We start from the raw sequence: 20,083 nt of genomic DNA, 5'->3' as shown, positions 1-20,083 counted from the left end.
TACAATAATTCATTTTCGATTCCTGCCGGGGTGCTTCGCACCCCCTATTTGTGTTGAATGTGTACCTGAATAGTTACTGGAACTCAAAGATAAGGGGTATCGAACCGTGATTACCTCTCCCGTTGAGCCGCAGATCCATTACCCTGTGAGCTTGTGGAGGGATTTGGGCATTGAAGTTGGGAAGTTACCCCAGCAAGAGTATTACCGACTTCTGTCAAAGGCAAAGGCCGCCATTTCAGTAACGATCGGCGGAAGCTTAACCTTAGCATTATACGAGGCATACTTGCTTGGGGCAAAACCCATCATTCCTATGGATGTAAATGGACGTCCACCCTTCACTGAAATGTATGAGCCAAGATATGATATCTTAAATCCGCGTGAAGCGTTACGAATGATTGATGATAATACAGAAATCCATATCGATAAGAAATGGTTCGACTATAGGCGCTATGTTGAGATATTACTAGACACCATTGATTCCTACTGTAAATAATGAACAAAGGAGATAAGGTGGTGAACAATGACATTGAAAGATATCGAAGTGAAATACAAGGATCAGTTCAAGAACGAGTTAGAACAGCGCTTTGTAACCCGGACTTAAGCATTGAACAGAAAAAGAAGATGCTAAAATTCATCAGGCCTGAACAATTGGAATTCTTTCTCAAAACAATCCCTAAAGAAGTCCGAGAGCAGATTACTTAACTCGCTCCTTGTCAAGCTGGCGTCAAACGAAACTGTCGTCAGCTTGTTTAATGACATAAGAGAAAAATAGTTTTGCTATAAAGGAATAATGATTTCGAACTTGTTACCTTCTTGCATTGGCATGACTAAAATCCTTCCCTTATATTGTTTAATAATTCTCTGAACAATAAATAATCCAAGTCCACTATTATTATTACTTTTCTTAGTACTAAATCCTTTTTCAAACATCTTACCAATCTGTTCGCTTGGGATATGATGTCGAGAGAAAGGCGATTATGGTTCACGGCTATGTGATCGAAAGCGTGCAGGAGGTTCGAAAAACCGTCCAGCAGACGAAGGCCCGTCTGAAAGCCAACCATCGCTTGTGAATCCGCCTGCGGATACACTGAGTGAGGAGAGTAAAGAGCGACTTGACATGCTGCTGAGCTTATCTGCGCTACTTCGCCATGTGTGGGAATGGAAAGAAGTGTTCACGATCTGGTACGACTGCTCCCCCTGCTATGCCGTTACATTGAGCTTACCCAAGTTGCTCCTCAGTGTTACCGCGGAAACGTGCACACCTATAAAATACCAATACATGAAAAAAATCCGATGATCCTGAATTCAAAACGAATAGAATCTATTCTCACTAACCTCAATATAAAAGTTGTTACATCTTATCGAATATCGCACAAATTGATAAGAGAGTGTATGCTAGGAAAGACCTAATATACACTCTTTTATCAATTTGGTAAAATAATACTTAAGTTAGTCCCAATGACAAAGAGGCTGTTTTGGTTCTTTATATTGATTTGAAGATCTATCGAAATTCCTGATTACTGCAGTAGCTTCAGACTTAGACAATAAAAATAAGTTCTTAGAAGCGCTTACATTTTCTTGGAAGTCGACATTCTTCAACAAATGTACGACATGACTCAACTGCGGTGTCAATTGGATGGTTAGCATTTTGGCATCCCCTTTTATAAGATGATTTTATTAGAGAAGTATATCAAGTAAATTTAAATTAAGTAAGTATTTAGGGATTTAGGGAGAGATGTATGAGAAATAAAATAATATTATGTGCTCTCATGTCAATATTTATCGGATTACAAATTTGGTGCATATATATCACTTTTAAATTTCCCTATACTGGAATTAATCTCGAATTGAACCAAAAGAACGAGTGGGTCATTGTAGAAGTTGACAAGATTAGCGTAAGTAGTGAGCTTGATGTAAAGGTCGGGGATATCATTAAGCAGGTGGACGGAGAAGATCCCAACAAATACCCTTCAATTCGAAAATGGAAGGCTGTAGAACAAGCTCACAATTTTATTGTATCGAGAGACGGGCTTGAGCATAAAGTCGAAGTTTTCAATAAAAGTCTCCTGACCTACGATATTGTTCCGTTAATAGATGAAGTAGTTTGCTTATTTATGGCTGGCTTACTATATTGGAAAATGAGGCATTCTCCATCGGCAAAGTTGCTTGCAGTCGTTTTTCTTACCTGTGCCATCATCTACATGAGCCGCGGGGTGTCTGTGAGGGGAGACATTGTTGGAAAAATTTTGATCACAAACTTCATGATGGTTCTACCTATTGTTTTCTTTCATTTCTTAGTTGTTTTTTTCAAGGAAAAAGGAGGCATACAATTACCCTCGAATGGCTTGAAATATTTGTACTCGGTTGCTATTTTAGGATTCATAATAAGACTTCTTTATTTTTCTCCGTTGGCTCCCACCATTCACAATTACAATGGTGATTTAACGTTATGGTTTTTTATTATAGGATTTTTAATAAATATTTACGTATTAACATTTTTATTCTTTAAAGTTCGTAAAGAAAAGTCGTATTTATCAAGCATTGTAAGAAGTGTATGGTTTTCTTTATTAATTTCATTCTTGCCCGTAATCTGTTTATCGTTTCTTCCACGATTAATTACCGGGTTTCAAATCGTAGATGCTGTCTATACAAGCTGGTTTATTTTATTTTTACCAATCTCATTTGCGTATTTGATCGCTTCGAATCAGTTATATGATATCGGTCTGGTACTCCGGCGGTTTGTTTTTGCCGCTCTGCTTGCCATCGTACCATCTGCTCTTTTTACGGGAAGTTGCGCTTTCTTGTTTCAGGATACGATGGGGGTTAGAGAAATAATATTTCACTTTACCGGCTCAATCATCATGCTATCCGTCGTCTTGTACTCGACCGAATACTTAACAACGAGGCTCGAACGCTTCCTATTCCCAAGAAAGTATGTGCTTCAGACGGCGCTCAAGAAAATTTCCAAGAGTCTGGGAGCTATCTCCAGCTTCCGCGATCTGAAAGAAATTGTCCTCGTGGACATCGTCGACACGCTTCAGGTGAGAGGCGGCGCGATCGTGTTCCAGTACGAGCACGACACCGAGATCATCGACGAAGGGGAGATCGATACGGCGGAGATCAAGGAGATGATCCGCTCGTCGACTTGGCTCCAGCATCCGCTATACACCTGTATCGAGATTACTCGTCATGAAGAGTACGCCAGCTATCTGGTTATTACACGCAACAAAGCGAATACCTTCCTGGGCAAGGAAGAGGTTCAATGGCTTCACCTGATTACGTCCTACTTGGAAGTCAGTCTGGAGAATGTCCACCTGATCCGCAAGCTGACGGCGAAGATGCATCTGCTGGCGGCGCAGTTGCCCGACGAGCAGTCGGCGCAGGAGATTCAATGGTTCCGCAAAATCATGTTCGAGTTGCAGGAAGAAGAACGGCTCCGGATCGCCGCCGATCTTCACGATACGACGATGCAGGATTTGTTTTTTCTCAAGCGGCGATTCGTGTCGTTGCTGGACAAGTACGCGATGAACAAGGAAGATAAGGAGCATTTGAACAACATTGTCAATTTCGTTGAGTTGATCAACAACAGCCTGCGGCAAAGCTGCTTCGAATTGAATCCGTTCCTGCTGAAGGAGATCGGATTGATCGAAACCGTGCGGACGTATCTGGACAAGGAAGCGTACCATACGCCATTCGAGATCGAGTTCAAGGAGGAGGGCGCTTCCGCTATCGAGTTGAAGGATTTGAAGACGAAAAGGCATATTTTCCGTGTTATTCAGGAGCTGCTTAACAATGCGAAGAAGCATTCGCAGGCTTCGAAAGTATCCTTTGCCATGATAGTAAAGGATCACAGGTTTTGCCTGACTTATGAAGACGACGGCGTCGGGTTTGACAGCACGCAAGTACCTCGCATGGAGATTGGAGCATCTGGGATGGGAGTGGAGCAAATGAGAGGTCGTATCATGCATTTAAACGGGAAGCTGGAGTTCGATTCGCGTCAAGGCGCCGGTGTGAAGCTTGTTATTACGATTCCGGTCCGGGAGGTGTTGTCCGTATGAACGAAACGGTCAAAGCTCTCGTCATCGATGATCATCCTCTCGTTGCCCGCGCAACGAGGGAATTATTGGAGGAAATGGATTGCATTGAAGTGGTCGGCATAGCCAGCAGCGCCGAGGAAGGTATGGAGCAGATCAAGAAGCACCAGCCGGGGCTCGTTTTTCTGGATTACCAGCTTCCCGATCTGTCAGGGACCGAGGTCGCGGCGCAAATCAAGAAGGAATATCCGCACATTCATATTGTGATTTTTACCGGTCACGACTTGACGAAGGCGATGAATCGGCTCATTGAGCTGAAAGTTAGCGGCGTGCTTTCGAAGGAGTCCAGTATCAGAACGATCAAGAACATGGTGAACTGCATTCTGGACAACCATACGATGCTGCCGCTGTCGCTGTATCACCAGATTCAATTGAGCGGCTCGCCATCCTATGAAGAATTGAACGATGAAGAAGTGATGATGATGGGCATGGTCGTCAAGGGGGCCACGCACGATCAGATTGCCGATCGCATCCACATGAGCAAACGTACCGTCGATAATTACCTGCGCCGAATCTACGATAAGCTGGGCGCGAAGTCGAGAATGGAAGCGATGGAGAAATTCATTAAAAGCAGGCATTACATAGACACTTGATCAGGACAACTAGGGGGACGGGCGGTTGGATCGGGAGACAGTAGAGCATATGTACCGGATGGTAGACGATCATGTGGGCGCGGAAAATCTCAATGCTTTGCTCAAAGCGTTCATCGAGGAAAAGGCGCAGGAACAAGGGTCGTGGGCGAGCATCACGCGCTGCACTCATGACATGCTGGGAGGAGCTTCGCCGCATATCGACCGGTTGGCCGCGGCGACGGAATTGATTCTTCTCTGCTTCGATATCGTCGACGACCTGCAAGATCAGGATCACGAGAGCAAGCCATGGATGCGGTATCCGCCGGAGGTGGCGTTAAATGCGGTGCTCGTCCTGCTGACGGGCTTCATGGGGGAGATCGGCCAATGCGGAGTGAACGGACGTCCGCTTTATGAGATCAGCAAGATGCTGTCCCGATCGGTCAGCGGACAGCATAAGGACGTCACGAATGAGGTGTCCGAGGTCGACGATTATCTCACCATGATTCAGGAGAAGTCCGGGTCCTTGTTCCGGTTCGCTTGTCTGATGGGGTACTGTCTGACGGATTGCAGCGAAGAGACGATGGAGCGGATCGACGATCTGGCGGATTGCGTCGGGATGATTCATCAGATCCAGAACGATCTGAAGGACATCGCCCAATTCGACGTGAAGAGCGATTTGCTGCTTCGCAAGCGGACGCTGCCCGTGCTGTATCTGCTCAAAGTGGACAGCGAAGCGTTTCGCCCGGTGAAGGAGTATTATGAAGGAAAAATTACCGCAGACGCTCTTGTGCAGGATAAGGAGCAGTATATGCAACTGATCGCGGATTCCGGCTGCATCGAATATACCAAGATCGTGCAGTCCGTATGCGTTCAAAAGGCGGAGGAGCTATGGACCGATCTCCAGGTCCCGTCCCCGGGGAAGGAAAAGTTCCGGGAGCTCACGTATGCCGCTTTTGCCTAGACCCAAAAAGATACCGAAGCACCTTGAGACCCGCAAAAGGATCGAGGTGCTCTTTGGCTTGGGAGGAAACCCGCCGCGACGCTCGGGCTGATTCAAGCGTTCCGCTTTCGGTTAATAAGGCTGTAAAAAAAGCTATAATGGGAAGAACGGACCTTTGCCAATCGGGGAAAGGATGCACACAGACAAGGGAGAGACGAACAAGGTATGAACATTGCCATCGTGGACGATAACCCGGTCAATCTCATGGTGATCGAAAAAATATTGAAAAGCGCAGGATATGATTCGTTCTGGAAAGCCGCTTCGGCGGTGGAAATGATGCAGCGGCTTACCGCGTATGCGGACGGAGGCAAGGTGCCGGTTGACTTGATCCTGATGGATATGATGATGCCGGAGATGGACGGGATCGAAGCTTGCCGCCGCATTCAGCAGGATGAGCGCTTGAAGGATATCCCGGTCATTATCGTGACGGCGCTCGGCGATTCCAACAAGCTGGCGGAGGCGATGGATGCTGGGGCGATGGATTACGTGATGAAGCCGGTGAACAAAATCGAGCTGATCGCGCGGATTCGCTCGGCGCTGCGCCTCAAATACGAGAAGGATTGGCACAAGGCGAACGATGCCCGTATCCGCGAGGAGCTGGAGCTGGCCAGACAAGTGCAGGGCAGCGTGCTCAGCCCGCCCTTGAAGAAGGAGCGGCTCGAAATCAGCGCCGCGTATTACCCGTCGTTCGAGCTGGCGGGCGATTTTTACGCATGGTACCGGATTGACGAGGACCGGCACGGCGTCATCATTCTGGACATAATGGGCCACGGGATTTCGTCTTCGCTGGTATGCATGTTCATCTCCTCGGTCATGCAGGACACGATCACGCGCTTCGTCTCGCCGGAGTTCGTCGTAACGGAGCTGAACCGGTACATGAACCAGCTCAATCATAAAAATCCGTCGGTCATCTACTATTTTACGGCGATTTATTTGCTGATCGATACCCGGACCAAGACGATCGAATACGTGAACGCGGGCCATCCGCCCGGGTTTCTTTTTGAAGAGGGAAAAGCGCCGATGGCGCTCAATCAGGGAAGCTGCGCCGTCGGCTTCTTCGATCAGATGGAGATTACGAAGAGCATCTTCACGTATGAGCGGCCGATCCGCATCGCCTTGTATACGGACGGGCTGCTGGAGGCGCTGCCGCTGCCGGAGGATTACCCGGAGGACGCGGCGGAATCTGATCTGCTGGCGCTGCGTCTGCAAAGCTGCATTCATCAGGCGCCCAGTCCCGAATGCCTCGTCGAGACTCTGCTGCCTCAGGACGTGAGGGAGGCGCAGAGCGACGATATTTGCATGGTGCTGATCACCGCTACGTAGCTGGTGGCCACGAATTAAGACCATACGAAGAGAGAGAAAGGGACGGGAGAGGAAATGAACTGATGAGGATGAAGACGAAGCTGTTTATGGGATTCGGCATCCTGCTGGTGCTGATTTTTGCTTTGGCGGGCATCGGCATGAGCCGGCTGACCAGCACGGATTCCGTGATGAAGGAAATTTACGAGAACCGGTACCAGAAGGTACGGATCAGTACGCAGGTGCGCAACGACGCGGCGGAGCTTGCCAAGGGCATCGTAAATTTGCTGTTGATCGACTCGACCGACAGCGACAAGAAAAATGCCGAAGCGGTCAAGACAATCAGCGTAAAGGTCAAGCAAGGGCTTCAGCAGATCGATCGTTTTTCCAAGGAAGGGAAGGAACGGGAGCTGGCCGACGAAGTGCTGCTGCACGGCAAACGCTTCCTGGACTTTAAGAAACAGGTCGTCCATTTGAACGAAAGCGGCAAACAAGCGGAGGCGAACGCGCTTCGCACGAATGTGGGGATTGAGCTGCAGGATCATTTTACAAGCAGCATGGGCAATTTGACGAATTTCCACGATGAGGCGATGGATGCGGCGATCAAGCAGGCGCTGAGCGATAACCAACAGACGTTGACCTATACCGGGCTGCTGACGCTGGCCGGCTTGCTGCTGAGTGTGGCGATCATGCTGTGGATCGTGCCCGGGTTTACCCGGGGGCTGAACGTCCTTTCGGCGATGCTTACGAATTTTGCGAGCGGGAAATGGGGAGACGCGGCTTACCGGGTGCCGGTTACGTCCAGTGACGAATTCGGCAAGCTTGCGGACGTGTTCAACCGGCTGGCGGACAATCTGGAGCAGGCGACGACGAATGAACGGGCGCTCCATAAAGCGAATGAGGATACGCTGTGGCTGCAAACCCAGATTGCGCACATGTATGCGATGCTGGAGGATTCGCGCAAAGTGGAGGAGATGGCGCAAACGTTCATCGGAGAGCTGGCCCGGATCGTCGGCGCGCAGGACGGGGCGTTCTATGTGCTGAAGCAGGCGGCGGCGGGCGGTAAGCTGGCGCTTGCCGGTACGTACGCCCGATCGGAAAGCACGGCCGCTGCCGAGCTTCCGCTAGGCGAAGGGCTTGTCGGGCAGAGCGCGAAGGATGGCAAGCCGATCACGGTCGAGGGCGTCGTTGGACCATACGGCGTGATCCGCTCCGCCTTCGGCGAGCTGGAGCCGCTGACGCTGACGGTCCAGCCGGTCGAGTACGACGACGAAGTGATCGCAGTGTTCGAGCTGGTGTCGTTGAAGACGTTCTCGGAGCTGGAGCAGAAGCTGATTAAGCAGACGAGCGAGAACCTCGGCGTGACGCTGAACGCGTTGATGGGACGTTTGAGGATCGAGGAGCTGCTGCGCATTCATCAGGCGCTGACCGACGAATTGCAGACCCAGTCGGAGGAGCTGCTGTCCCAGCAGGATGAGCTAAAGGCTTCCAATGAGAAGCTGGAGGAGCAGACGCGGGCGCTGCGGGCATCGGAGGAGCAGTTGCAGCTGCACCAGGAGGTGTTGGAGCAGAGCAACGATACCTTGGTCCGCAAGACGGTGGAGCTGGAAGAGCAAGTCCGCGAGACGGAGGAGGTCAACCGTCAGATCGAGCTGGCCAAGGAGAAGCTGGAGAAGCAGACGCTGGAGCTGGCGCTGGCTTCCAGGTACAAGTCGGAATTTCTGGCGAACATGTCGCACGAGCTGCGGACGCCGCTCAACAGCTTGCTGATCCTTTCCCAACTGCTGAAGGAGAACAAGGAGCGCAACTTGACGGGCAAGCAGGTGGAGTACGCCGAGACGATCTACTCGTCCGGCTGCGACTTGCTTAAGCTGATCGACGATGTGCTCGATTTGGCCAAGGTCGAGTCCGGCCGGATGGAGCTGCATGAGGAGACGGTCTGCCTGCAAGAGACGGCCGAATTGATGAAAAAAGCGTTCGGACCGCTGGCCCGATCCAAAGGGCTGTCCTTCGAGGTGGACTTCGGCGGCGAGACGCCGGGACGGATACAAACGGACAGCGGGCGGCTGAAGCAAATTTTGAAAAATTTGCTGTCCAATGCCTTCAAATTTACGCATTCTGGGAGCGTTCGCCTCACGATACGGCAGCTCGCGGAGCCGGGACCGATGGTCGCCTTCGAGATCGAGGATACGGGCATCGGGATTTCTCCCGATAAGCAGCAACTGATCTTCGAGGCGTTCCAGCAGGCGGACGGAACGACGAGCCGCAAGTACGGCGGGACGGGGCTCGGCCTCTCGATCAGCCGACAGCTGGCGTTGCTGCTCGGCGGAGCGATCGAGCTGGAGAGCGAGGAGGGCCGCGGCAGCCGGTTCACGCTGTATTTGCCGCACGATGTGCGGCTGGCGTCCGGCGCGGCCGAAGCGGCGCCAGCCGTCATGCCGCCCTCGGCCGCGGCCCCGGACCCATGGCCGCAGTTTTCGCCGCTGGCGCTCGCACAAGCGGCCGAAAGCGGCAAGATGCCGGCGACCGCCTTCGCGGACGACCGCGACAGCATTGCGGAAGGCGACCGGGTGCTGCTGATTATCGAGGATGATGCGCATTTTGCCGCGATTTTGCTGGACATGGCGCGCAGCCGGGGCTTCAAGGCGGTCGTCGCGCTGCAAGGGGATAAGGGGCTTCAGCTCGCGAAGACCCTCCAGCCGGATGCGATCCTGCTCGATATCCAGCTGCCGGTCATGGACGGCTGGTCCGTGCTCGTGCAGCTCAAGAACGACGCTTCCACCCGCCATATTCCCGTTCATGTCATCTCCGTCGTGGACGAGGTGCATCAAGGGCTGTCGATGGGAGCGATCGCCTGGCTGCGCAAGCCGTCCGGCAAAGAGCATTTGGAGCAGGCGTTTACGCATATTTTATCGTTCCTGAACCGCGACCTGCGCAATCTGCTCATTGTTGAGCCGGACGAGGAGCAGCGCGATAGCTTGGTGAACCTGATCGCTCATGACGACGTCCGAATTACGGCCGTAGCGGGCGGCGAGGAGGCGCTGGCGGTGCTGGCGGCGCAGCCGTTCGACTGCATGGTGCTCGATTATGGAATGACGGAGCCGTCCGTCTACGAGCTGCTCGACCGGATCAAAGCGGACGAAGCGCTGCGGCGGCTGCCGATTGTGCTTTATACTGGTAAGACGCTGGACAAGAAAGAGCAGCTGCGCTTGAAGAAATATGCGGAATCGATCATCATCAAGGATGTGAAGTCGCCGGAGCGGCTGCTTGACGAGACGTCGCTGTTCCTGCACCGCGTTGAGGAGAAGCTGCCGGAAGAGAAGCAGCAGGTGCTTCAGAAGCTGCACAGCATCGAAACGGTATTCAAAGGCAAGAAGGTGCTGCTTGTCGACGACGACATCCGCAACGTGTTCGCGCTGTCCAATCTGCTCGAAGGCCTCGGCATGCAGGTGGCGTTCGCCGAGACCGGCAGGCAGGCGCTTGATTCGCTGGACCGGGAGCCGGACTTCGATCTCGTGCTGATGGATATCATGATGCCGGAGATGGACGGCTACGAAGCGATGCGCGCCATCCGCAGCGACGAGCGATTCGACCGGCTGCCGATGATCGCCCTGACGGCCAAGGCGATGAAGGACGACCGTGAAAAATGCATGCAAGCCGGAGCCTCCGATTATATTACCAAGCCGGTTCATAACGAGCAGCTTCTCTCGCTCATGCGGGTGTGGTTGTACAAATGAGCGGCGGATTATACGACCCAAGGGCCGGGGACTTGAAGGCGCTACGCAAGCTCGGCTCCGTCTATTCGGAGGCGGACGGAGGCCGGGGCACCCGGGAGGAAGAGGAACGGGAGCGCATCGAGATTGCTTTGCTGCTGGAGGGGCTGTACCGGCTGTACGGCTTCGACTTTCGCAATTACGCGTATCCGTCGGTCCGTAGGCGCATCTGGCACCGTATCTACGCGGAGCGGCTGCTCAGCGTATCCGGCTTGCAGGAGCGGGCGCTGCACGACCGAAGCTGCGCGGAGCGTCTGGTGGACGATCTGGTCATTCACGTGACCGAAATGTACCGGGACCCGAGCGTGTTCGCGGCGTTCCGGGAGCGGGTCGTGCCGCTGCTGCGGGAGCTGCCGTCCTTCCGCATCTGGCATGCGGGCTGCTCGACGGGGGAGGAAGTGTACTCCACCGCCATTTTGCTGTACGAGGAAGGGCTGTACGACCAGGCGTGCATCTATGCGACCGACATGAACGAAGAGGTGCTCCATGTGGCGGAGCGCGCCGCTTACCCGCTCAAGAAAATGCAGGAATATACCAAAAATTATATGCGGGCCGGAGGCAAGGATGCGTTCTCGGGGTATTACGGCGCATCCGGAAACGTGGCCATATTTCATCCTTTTTTGCGGGAGCGGATCGTCTTTGCGCAGCATAACCTGGTGACGGATCGGTCGTTTAACGAGTTTCACGTCATCTTTTGCCGCAATGTCATGATTTATTTCGATTCGATTCTGCAAAACCATGCGCACGATCTGTTCTACGAAAGCTTATGCCCGGAGGGGATTCTCGTCTTGGGGCATAAGGAGTCGATCACGTTTACGAAGCATGCGGCGCATTACGAGACGCTGGATCGGCAAGAGAAAATATTTCGCAAGATCAAATGAGGTGGGGTTTGTATGGACGTGCCGATCCGCATCTTGCTGGTGGACGATCAACCGGAGAACCTGCTTGCGCTTGAGGCGGTGCTGGAGGACCAGAACTATATTCTGGAGAAGGCGACCTCCGGGGAGGAGGCGCTGCGCTGTCTGCTCAGACATGAATTCGCTGTCATCGTACTTGATGTGCACATGCCAGGGATGGACGGATTCGAGACAGCCCAATGGATCAAATCCCGCGAAAAAACGCGGGCGGTGCCGATCATCTTCGTCACCGCGGCTCCGGACGAGCAGGATCAGGCGTTCACGGCCTATTCCGTCGGCGCGATCGATTATATCGTGAAGCCGTTCGTGCCGCGCACGCTGAAGTCGAAGATCGAAGGCTTCGTCAGCATCAATTTGGCGCAAAAAAAGCTGCAGCAGCAAACCGAGCTGCTGAACGAGCGGACCCGGGAGCTGCAGCGGGCGAAGGAAGCGGCCGAGCAGGCGGCCATGGCGAAAGCGAGCTTTCTGGCGATGATGAGCCACGAAATCCGGACCCCGCTGAACGGGGTCATCGCCATGGCCGATCTGCTCGTGGAGACGGACCTGAACGCCGAGCAGCGCGAGTACGTCGATACGATTCGCCGTAGCGGCGCCGCGCTGCTCTATGTCATCAACGATATTTTGGATTTGTCCAAGATCGAGTCCGGCAAGATGGAGATCAAAGAAGAGCCGCTGAACCTGAGGACGAGCCTGATCGAAACGTACGAGGTGTTCCACGCCGAAAGCCGCAGCAAATCGCTGGAGCTGACGTACGATATCGATCCGTCGATCCCCGAATGCATCATCGGTGACGAATCGCGGCTGCGGCAGGTTCTGATCAACCTGGTCGGCAACGCCGTCAAATTCACCGAGCAGGGCGGCGTGCACGTCTCGGTCGCCGTGTTAAGCCGCTCGGAAGAGCAGCTGGAGCTGGAGTTCCGCGTCTCCGATACGGGCATCGGCATCCCGGAGGAGAAGCGCGACTTGCTGTTCCAGCCGTTTACGCAGGTCGATTCGTCCTTAACCCGCAAATATGGGGGGACGGGGCTGGGGCTCGCGATCTGCAAAAATCTCGTGCAGCTCATGGGCGGCCGCATCGCGCTTGCGCCGGGAGACTGCCGGGGGGCGGAGTTCGTGTTCTCCATCCGTGTTAAGAGCTGCCTCGAATACGGCAGCATGAGCGCCGTCAAATAAAAGGGGATACGGGGATTCTCCGATCCGATAAGTGCATTCTCCTCGGACTTATCCGCAAGAGCCACTCCGCGTGTAATTTCTTTTTAGCCTCATTTCGCTGGTGCGTAGGCTTGATCCAAAAAACCACGGATGGCTTGGAAAGCCTGAAGCCTGTTTTTCTCCAGCATAACCATGTGCGTTCCTTCCCCGATTTCGACCCAGCGGCGATAAGCGGCTCCGGTTAGGGAAGTGAAGAAATGCTGGGCCAATTCTAGCGGAACGTCGATATCCCACTCCGCATGGACAAGGAGGACAGGAACGGTAATGGCCCTAGGATCGTAGAAAGCTTTGCCTGCTGTCCAGTATTCACGGATGTCCAGGATAGGGCCATTGGTCGCCCGGATATATCCGGGATGAGCGGTTTGGCTCCCGGGATCGGAAGCAAGCGTTGCTTCGACCCATTGTTCAAACCAGCCTTCCGGAATCAAATCGCTGCGCTTATGTTCAGGAGCGGCGCTCAGCCAGCGTTCCTTCATGCCGCCGACAGCGACAAGGCGATACGAGTCAAGCGGGCCGCCGGTATCGATAGGAACCGGTCTGGAGCTTAACCACTGCGGCGCGATAAGCGAAAGCTTGTTAACTTTATCATTGTTCCGGCTTGTATAGGCTCCCGCAACCGTACCTCCCCAAGACATCCCCAAAATATTGACTTTTGATAAATTTCGGCGCTTCAGAACGAAGTCAACCGCAGTGCCGAAGTCTCGAACCCCTGTTTCTGTACGGACAAGCGGCGGATTAAGATCAGCGGGCTGCTGCATCTCGGACGGTCGGGTTGACCCGCCGTAGCCGCGGACATCCACGGCATAAACGTCATAGCCATGGCTAGCCAGGTAGTCCAGGAAAGTGAAACCGTCCAGTTCCACGTCGTACAGGCTCTCAATCGGATAAGTAGCGCCATGAACCATGACGATCGTTTTTTCGTTAGAGAATGTATCCATGGAAGCCGGACGTTTATTGCGTATATAAAGCTCGATGCCCGGCGTATCGCTAGGGATAAGCAGATCTTCAGTCAAGATGTCAATTTCGCTGGGAAAACCATGATTTGTCATAAGGTCAACGCCTCTCACAAGTTAAATTGGTAGAAGGATTACACAAAGTCCCATTTGAAACCGTCGCCGCTGCGAGTGACATACCCCGCCGCGCTCTCCGGAAAATGCGAGCTGAAATAAATAACTGGGCGATCCGCTATGGATTCCAACACCCGGCGCCGTGAAATACGGGCTTGCTCGGTAAATTCGCAATACATGGAATTCCATTCGGGGTTAAAAACCTGGAACGGGTGGTGCATCACATCTGCGCCAAATAAAGCTTCTTCTCCGCCGGAAGTAAGGCTGATGGACATTTGTCCGATGCTGTGGCCGGTAGTTGGAATGAACTTGAAGATATCGAGAAATTCCCCACCCTCGGGACCGATGGTTTGCGTTAATCCGGCTTCGACAACAGGAAGGACGCTTTCCTCGTAAACGTTAAAGTTCGCTTCGTTTTCTTTGTTATGGCTGGCCTCGCTGGAATAATACTGCTGCTCCGCGAGGGGGAATACATAGGTAGCATTCGGAAATGTCGGCACCCATTTTCCGTCAATAAGCCTCGTATTCCAACCGACATGGTCTACGTGCAGATGCGTCAGCAGGACGTAGTCCACTTCTTCCGGCAGAACCCCTGCCTCTTGGAGGCGCTCAAGATAAGGCAGCTGAAGATTGGCAAGAGCCGGGTTTAACGGCAAATTTTTGTCGTTTCCAGTAGCTGTATCGATAAGAATCGTATGCTTCGGGGTTTTGACAACCCATGTTCCTATGCTGACGATAAGCTGAGAATCGCCGTCGATCAGACCAGCCGGAAGGCAGTTCCGATTCTCCTCCAGAAACGCCGGATTCCACGATCCAGAGAAATAAATTTCTGGCGAAATACCACCTAGCGCCATTTCGGTGACACGAGTAATGGTAACGTCTCCTACTTGAAAGATCTTGGGGGTTTTGATCATAGGCAGTACACCTCTCTGTCCTTGAAAATTTCGCTAATAATGAAAATTGTTCTGGGAAGAACGATGAATGAGTACCCGGGTAAAAAAATTGGTTAGTCGACCTAAATAAAATAGTAAGCCAATCATAGCGAAGAATCAACGTTTTTACACCGTAATTCCGCCTCTGTGAAAGTGCTTGATCATTCACGTTTTTTTACTTATGATAACGAAATAAATTTCGGTGTCAGCGAAATAATTTCCGAGTTAAGGAGATGGACATATGAATTCAATCGGCGAAGTCATCCGAAGCACGCGGAAAAAACAAAAATTAACGCTCAAAGAAATAGCAAAAGCAGCATCCATATCGTTGTCTTTTCTTAGTGAAATCGAGCGCGATAAAGCGAATCCATCGATTAGCGTTCTGAAGCGCATAGCGAACGCGCTGAACGTAAATTTTACCGATTTGTTTGGTGAAGAAAAGCGAAGCATCGTCGTCAGGAACAACGAACGCAAACCATTGGTGTATTCGGAGAGTTCGCGGATTACTTGGTACGCCCTTAGTCAAGGCAGCAACAACAAGATGGGGCCGATATGGGGAGTTCTGGAAGAAGGTGCAACCTCCGGCGACATAAGCGTGGGCCATAGCGAGGGTGAGGAATTTCTTTTTATTCATTCTGGATGCTTGGAGTTTGTGCTTGGCAACGAACGTTACATCCTTAACGAAGGAGACAGCATCTATTACGATGCCAGGGTACCTCACAGTTATAAGAATATATGGAAGGGTGAAACGCTGCTAATCGCGGTATCTGCTCCGCCTACCTTTTAACGGGACGAAAGTGGGGATGATTATGGTCATGACGTCGCAAAATTTATAAATTTGCCCACCTTGAAAAACCGTTGGCTCATGCTATGAAAGTTGCCAATTTATGTTTCATAGGCCGGGTGCCCGGTTAATCATAGGTATCGAACGAAAGCGACGAAACACAAGACCAACAGAGAGGTGCAGGTGAAATGATGAATTCCCAAGAGAACGTCCGGACGGAGGAGATATTTAAGCCCAAGTATACAAGCCGGATCGGGTTCGTGGTAGAAGCGATGGCGCATACGGTTTCGCCGCTGTACAAGTGCGAGGGCATGGCGCTGCGGGAGAAGCTGCTGTCTCTTGGGCTGTCCATGTCGGCGGTCGAATTCTACGAGAAGGAGATGGCGAGCGGACGCATTGTCATTGCCGTAGATGAGAATGTCATTTTAAATCAATATCAATAAATAAACGTCAGAACTCGATCCGTTGCCTGACACAACACGGGAGAGGTGATTCCAATGAAACGGTTAAGCAAATGGTGGTTGATCGGCGCGGCTGCAATCGGACTGACCGGAGCCTCGTGGAGCTCCGCCGAAGATTCGCCTGTGGCATTGGACAAGCTTTCTTATCCGTCTGCGATGGCGGCAACGGACCAGACTGTCACTGTGGGTACCGCTGTCTATCAAGAAGCCGGAACTGCAGTTGGAGAACCTATCAAATGGACGTTTGAACGGGTCAATGGGATCTCGGTTACGGACGATCTGAAAACGCTTTATGAATTAAAGGGCAAGCCGAAAGCCGAGGAAACCGATCCTCTGTTCAAGGACGAGCGCACCTTCGTGTACGACGATTGCCGGATCGGCCTGTATGATAATTTCGTCCAATACGTCATGGTTCCCGTCCAGGCGGGTACGATCGAGATCGACGGCAAAAAGCTGGCGATGAAGGCGGACACGCTGCGGCAAACGCTCGGCGTGCCGGATTGGACGGGCGAAGACGGGATCGTCTACAAGCGTGGCCAGCGGGCGCTCAAGCTGTTCTTGGACGAGCACACCGGGAAGCTGCTGTCCGTTCATTATTTCCATACGGCAACCGATTAACCCCGGAGGATACGATGCAACGGAAAACCGCATGCGGGGGAGAGGTCAGGCTTTGGTAAATCAGTAGAGTGCTCTGCGGAGTGCCGTGAAAAACTTCCCAAAATCTGCTATCCTACAAATAATCATGGATTCAGAGGGAGGTAAAAGCGGATGGACAGAGACGCACAGAAGTTCCATGTCAAAGTGCTAAGTACACCGGAAGCGAACGTATTGTTCTTATCCGGCGAGCTTGATTTGAGCACGGCCGAGCAATTCCGTTCCGTCGTGGAGCCGCTGGCGGGTCAGCGGGCGGTGCCGCTCAAGCTGAACTTGCGGGAGTTGACTTACATTGACAGCACGGGGATCGGGATTTTTGTCTCCGCGCTTAAGAAACGGCAGCCGGAGGAGGCGTCGTTTGCCGTACAGGAAGTGCCGGTCAAAATCAGGCGGTTGTTCGACATGACCGGGTTGTCCCGTTACCTGACGATAGAAGGGGGCGGACTATGATAGGGCAAACGGAGGCCGGCTCGAAAACCGTCGTCTTGTGTGTGCCGCTTCGGGCGGACGATCTGGCCACGGTCCGCTTGGCTCTGTATGGTGTGGCCGTCCGCGTAAGGTTTTCATACGAAGCGATCGAGGACTTGAAGGTAGCAGTAACCGAGGCGTGCAATTATGCGATCCTGCAAGCCGGCGATAGAGAACGGCTGCCGATGCTGCGGCTAGTGTTCACGCTGAGGGAGACGGAGCTCAAGATCTGGATTGGAACGGATTCGCCGGATATCACGTTCGGGGAAGCGCTGCGTCCCGTGAAGCTGCCGCAGGAGGGGGCGGAGGCCTTGGAGCGTCTCGAACACTCGCTGATCGGCCTGTATTTGCTCCAGGCGCTGGTGGATGAGCTTCGAGTAGAGCCTAGAGGCGAGGGCGAAGGCGCACCGGAAGCCATCGTCCTGATCAAACGTCTTGCGGCTGAGTGAGCGGGCGGGCTTACCGATCATGGAGCGGACATTCTTGGACTTGGACCGATATTCCCCGTATGAAATGCAGCCCGAATGGAAAAGCCGCATCCCGGTTGTGCGGAACGCAGCAGCGGTCACAGCGCAGGGAATGCGGCTTTTTTGCGTGCCTTGGTTAACGGTTGCCCGGGTCGTACGGCTCGCCGAGCGATGCGGGAGGATAGGTGCGGCCGACGGCGCGGAGGCGCAGGCCGCCGCTCATTTTTCGGGAACCTTGATTTCGCCTTTAACGATTTTTTGCTTGTATTCTTCGACTTTCTTGAGCACGTCCTCCGGCACGTTCTTCTTCGATGTGTCCGGCAGCCCGACGCCATCTTCCTTCAGGCCGAGCACGATGGTTTTGCCGCCCTCGTATTTACCGGCGATGAGATCGTTCGAGATGCGATAGACCGCCTCATTGACGCGTTTGATCATTGAGGTCAACGTCACGTCGTCGCCGAACAGCTTCGACTGGTCCTGATCGACGCCGATGACCCATACTTTCTTGCCGGCCTTCAGACGGTCCTTGGCTTCGTTGAATATGCCGCCCCCCGTTGCGCCCGACGCGTGAAAAATAATATCCGCGCCGTCGTTATAGATCGTGGAAGCGGCGGATTTGCCGAGATCGGGCTTGTCGAACGCCCCGGTATAGTTGATCGTCAGCTTGGCATTCGGATTGACCGCAGCCACGCCCGCTTTGAACCCGGCTTCGAAGCGCTTGATGACTGGGATGTCCATCCCGCCGATAAAGCCGATTTTGCTCGTCTTGGTCATCAGACCCGCAACGACGCCGACCAGATAGGAGCCTTCGTTTTCCGCGAACATCACGGATACCACGTTCGGCGCGTCGACGACATTGTCGATAATCGCCAGCTTGGCGTTCGAATTTTGCGCCGCCACCGTCTTCACCGCATCACCGATGATGAAGCCGATGCCCCACGTCAGGTTGAAGTTGCCCTTGACCATTTGGTTCAGGTTCGGGATGTATTCCGAATCGCTCTTGCTCTGCAAATATTTCACTTGTGCCCCGGTATCTTTCGCAAGCCGCTGCAACCCTTCCCAGGCGCTTTGGTTAAAGGAGTTGTCGTTGACCCCGCCGATGTCCGTGACCATGCCGATATTGAACTTCGCGCCTGCCAGCGTGTCGCCACCCGTTGCCGGCGCGCCGCCGGCTCCCGCATTGTTAGGCGGTGCGGGCTTCTGGGCGCATCCGCCGAGCGTCAGCCCAGCCGCGAGCACGCCGATCATGCCAAGGGATATCCAACGTTTCATCGTTCATCCGTCCTCCGTAATGAAATGCAAAGTAGCAAAGCTTGGGGTATAGTATTCTCCAAGCTTTGCTTCCTTATGTCATTGCTGGAAAAGGGACGTGCGGTCGGCGCTTTAGGGTTAACGAGTTGCTATAGCGGAGCTCCGCCGGTCAGTTCGATGAAGTTCTGCGCCGCTTTGGACAAGTAGTGGTCCTTGAGCCAAATCAGCACGGATGACGAGGCGATATGCGTCCCCGCCAGCTCATAAACCTGCAAGTCGAAGCCGCGGTGCAGTTCGAGCACCGATTCCGGCACCAGCGTGGCGGCGAAGTCCGAGGAGACCAGTTCCAGCAGCATCGCGATGTCGGAGCATTCGGACAAGACGTTCGGCTTCAACCCGTGCCGGGCGAACTCCTCCACGATCATCTGATACACGCCGAGTCCTTCCGTGCTGGGGAGGATCAGCGGCTCCTGCCCGATTTGCCCAAGCGAAATCGACTTCCCGTCCAAGGGTCTGCGGCGGCGGGAGGTGACGTAAAAAAAGCGCTCCTCCCGCAAATGCCGGATCGAGAACTCGCTGAGGTCCAGCGGAAACCGGACAATCGCCAGCTCGATCGCCCGTTCCTTGACCAGCTTGCAGAGCTGGGCCGATTCGTTCTGCTGAATTTTGTACGTAATTGCCGGAAACTTCTCGCGAAATGTCCGAAGCAGCTCCGGCAGCCCTCCGTCCGATAACGTGTTGACCCCGATGCTCAGCTTTCCGGTCAATCCGATTCCGGCTTCTTTGACCTCGATCTGCGACTCCTCGAACAGTTTCGTAATGTGCAAGGCGTGCTTGTACAGTAAGCGCCCCGCTTCCGTAAGCTTAAGCTGCCGCCCTTGCCGCTCCAGCAGCGTCACGCCAAGCTCCCGCTCCATCAGCTGAAGCTGCTGGCTGAGCGGCGGCTGGGCCATATGGAGCCTTTTGGCCGCCGCTGTAATTTGCCGTTCCTCCGCAATCGCAATGAAATAGCGAAGCTGCCTGATGTCCATCCTAACCACCTGCCTAACGATATGATGATCATATGGAAAATGAATAATATAAATATTTTTCGTATAGGTAAAGCTCATGTTAGCATAAGAAAGCAGAGAAG

Annotated in this window: 19 protein-coding genes and 1 pseudogene; 15 read left to right on the top strand and 5 right to left on the bottom strand. The window is 53.1% G+C overall.

Annotated elements, in window-relative coordinates; genetic code table 11:
- Nucleotides 1-163 precede the first annotated feature (163 nt).
- Both NLX71_RS15375 and NLX71_RS15370 read left to right on the top strand, forming a co-directional pair.
- Nucleotides 164-493: a hypothetical protein gene (locus tag NLX71_RS15375; RefSeq protein ID WP_254364620.1), complete on the top strand. Its 330-nt coding sequence runs from the start codon at nucleotides 164-166 to the stop codon at nucleotides 491-493.
- Between the two features lie 20 nt (nucleotides 494-513).
- A complete protein-coding gene (locus tag NLX71_RS15370) occupies nucleotides 514-702 on the top strand; it encodes a hypothetical protein (protein WP_254364619.1) in 189 nt (62 codons plus the stop codon).
- Nucleotides 703-777: 75 nt separating this feature from the next.
- Here NLX71_RS15370 and NLX71_RS27085 read toward each other — a convergent pair whose 3' ends face one another.
- Nucleotides 778-954: an ATP-binding protein gene (locus NLX71_RS27085; RefSeq protein WP_375377931.1), complete on the bottom strand. Its 177-nt coding sequence runs from the start codon at nucleotides 952-954 to the stop codon at nucleotides 778-780.
- 26 nt (nucleotides 955-980) lie between these two features.
- On the opposite strand from NLX71_RS27085, the pseudogene NLX71_RS27315 reads away from it, so the two are divergent.
- From NLX71_RS27315 to NLX71_RS15335, 8 genes and pseudogenes are all read left to right on the top strand, one after another.
- A pseudogene (locus tag NLX71_RS27315) lies at nucleotides 981-1,210 on the top strand (transposase); the annotation flags it as partial.
- Between the two features lie 1,591 nt (nucleotides 1,211-2,801).
- A complete protein-coding gene (locus NLX71_RS15365) occupies nucleotides 2,802-4,058 on the top strand; it encodes a sensor histidine kinase (protein ID WP_254364617.1) in 1,257 nt (418 codons plus the stop codon).
- Complete coding sequence (locus NLX71_RS15360; protein WP_254364616.1) at nucleotides 4,055-4,687, top strand: response regulator transcription factor; 633 nt, start codon at nucleotides 4,055-4,057, stop codon at nucleotides 4,685-4,687. The genes NLX71_RS15365 and NLX71_RS15360 overlap by 4 nt, the downstream gene beginning before the upstream one ends.
- 25 nt (nucleotides 4,688-4,712) lie before the next feature.
- Nucleotides 4,713-5,627, top strand: coding sequence for a polyprenyl synthetase family protein (locus tag NLX71_RS15355; protein WP_254364614.1), 915 nt, complete (start codon nucleotides 4,713-4,715; stop codon nucleotides 5,625-5,627).
- Between the two features lie 204 nt (nucleotides 5,628-5,831).
- Entirely contained in the window at nucleotides 5,832-6,989 is a 1,158-nt protein-coding gene (locus tag NLX71_RS15350; RefSeq protein WP_254364612.1) for a PP2C family protein-serine/threonine phosphatase, read from the top strand.
- 62 nt (nucleotides 6,990-7,051) lie between these two features.
- Entirely contained in the window at nucleotides 7,052-10,702 is a 3,651-nt protein-coding gene (locus NLX71_RS15345; RefSeq protein ID WP_254364611.1) for a response regulator, read from the top strand.
- Nucleotides 10,699-11,619 (top strand): CheR family methyltransferase, encoded by a 921-nt coding sequence (locus NLX71_RS15340; RefSeq protein ID WP_254364609.1) that lies wholly within the window; start codon nucleotides 10,699-10,701, stop codon nucleotides 11,617-11,619. The genes NLX71_RS15345 and NLX71_RS15340 overlap by 4 nt, the downstream gene beginning before the upstream one ends.
- A gap of 12 nt (nucleotides 11,620-11,631) precedes the next feature.
- Complete coding sequence (locus NLX71_RS15335) at nucleotides 11,632-12,828, top strand: ATP-binding protein (RefSeq protein ID WP_254364607.1); 1,197 nt, start codon at nucleotides 11,632-11,634, stop codon at nucleotides 12,826-12,828.
- An 89-nt stretch (nucleotides 12,829-12,917) separates the two neighbouring features.
- Here the strand turns inward: NLX71_RS15335 and NLX71_RS15330 are convergent, their stop codons facing one another.
- Complete coding sequence (locus tag NLX71_RS15330; protein ID WP_254364606.1) at nucleotides 12,918-13,916, bottom strand: alpha/beta hydrolase; 999 nt, start codon at nucleotides 13,914-13,916, stop codon at nucleotides 12,918-12,920.
- Nucleotides 13,917-13,954: 38 nt separating this feature from the next.
- Nucleotides 13,955-14,848, bottom strand: a complete 894-nt coding sequence (locus NLX71_RS15325) for an MBL fold metallo-hydrolase (protein WP_254364605.1) — start codon at nucleotides 14,846-14,848, stop codon at nucleotides 13,955-13,957.
- A 259-nt stretch (nucleotides 14,849-15,107) separates the two neighbouring features.
- Between NLX71_RS15325 and NLX71_RS15320 the strand changes: the two genes are divergently transcribed.
- From NLX71_RS15320 to NLX71_RS15300, 5 genes are all read left to right on the top strand, one after another.
- Complete coding sequence (locus NLX71_RS15320; RefSeq protein ID WP_254364603.1) at nucleotides 15,108-15,653, top strand: helix-turn-helix domain-containing protein; 546 nt, start codon at nucleotides 15,108-15,110, stop codon at nucleotides 15,651-15,653.
- A gap of 185 nt (nucleotides 15,654-15,838) precedes the next feature.
- Nucleotides 15,839-16,093 carry a general stress protein gene (locus NLX71_RS15315; protein WP_254364602.1) on the top strand — a complete coding sequence of 85 codons (255 nt, stop codon included), beginning with the start codon at nucleotides 15,839-15,841 and terminating at the stop codon, nucleotides 16,091-16,093.
- Between the two features lie 54 nt (nucleotides 16,094-16,147).
- On the top strand, nucleotides 16,148-16,729 hold the full coding sequence (locus tag NLX71_RS15310; protein WP_254364600.1) for a hypothetical protein: 582 nt from the start codon (nucleotides 16,148-16,150) through the stop codon (nucleotides 16,727-16,729).
- A gap of 150 nt (nucleotides 16,730-16,879) precedes the next feature.
- Nucleotides 16,880-17,215: an STAS domain-containing protein gene (locus NLX71_RS15305; RefSeq protein ID WP_254364599.1), complete on the top strand. Its 336-nt coding sequence runs from the start codon at nucleotides 16,880-16,882 to the stop codon at nucleotides 17,213-17,215.
- A complete protein-coding gene (locus tag NLX71_RS15300) occupies nucleotides 17,212-17,682 on the top strand; it encodes an ATP-binding protein (RefSeq protein ID WP_254364597.1) in 471 nt (156 codons plus the stop codon). Before NLX71_RS15305 ends, NLX71_RS15300 begins: the two co-directional genes overlap by 4 nt.
- A gap of 237 nt (nucleotides 17,683-17,919) precedes the next feature.
- Here NLX71_RS15300 and NLX71_RS15295 read toward each other — a convergent pair whose 3' ends face one another.
- Together NLX71_RS15295 and NLX71_RS15290 are read right to left on the bottom strand one after the other, a co-directional pair.
- Nucleotides 17,920-18,972 (bottom strand): BMP family lipoprotein, encoded by a 1,053-nt coding sequence (locus NLX71_RS15295; protein ID WP_254364595.1) that lies wholly within the window; start codon nucleotides 18,970-18,972, stop codon nucleotides 17,920-17,922.
- Nucleotides 18,973-19,100: 128 nt separating this feature from the next.
- Nucleotides 19,101-19,982, bottom strand: a complete 882-nt coding sequence (locus NLX71_RS15290) for a LysR family transcriptional regulator (protein WP_254364594.1) — start codon at nucleotides 19,980-19,982, stop codon at nucleotides 19,101-19,103.
- Between the last annotated feature and the right edge of the window lie 101 nt (nucleotides 19,983-20,083).

This window comes from Paenibacillus sp. MZ04-78.2, from assembly GCF_024213375.1.
Lineage (GTDB): Bacteria > Bacillota > Bacilli > Paenibacillales > NBRC-103111 > Paenibacillus_G.
This window is presented reverse-complemented; position numbering and strand designations above follow the sequence as displayed.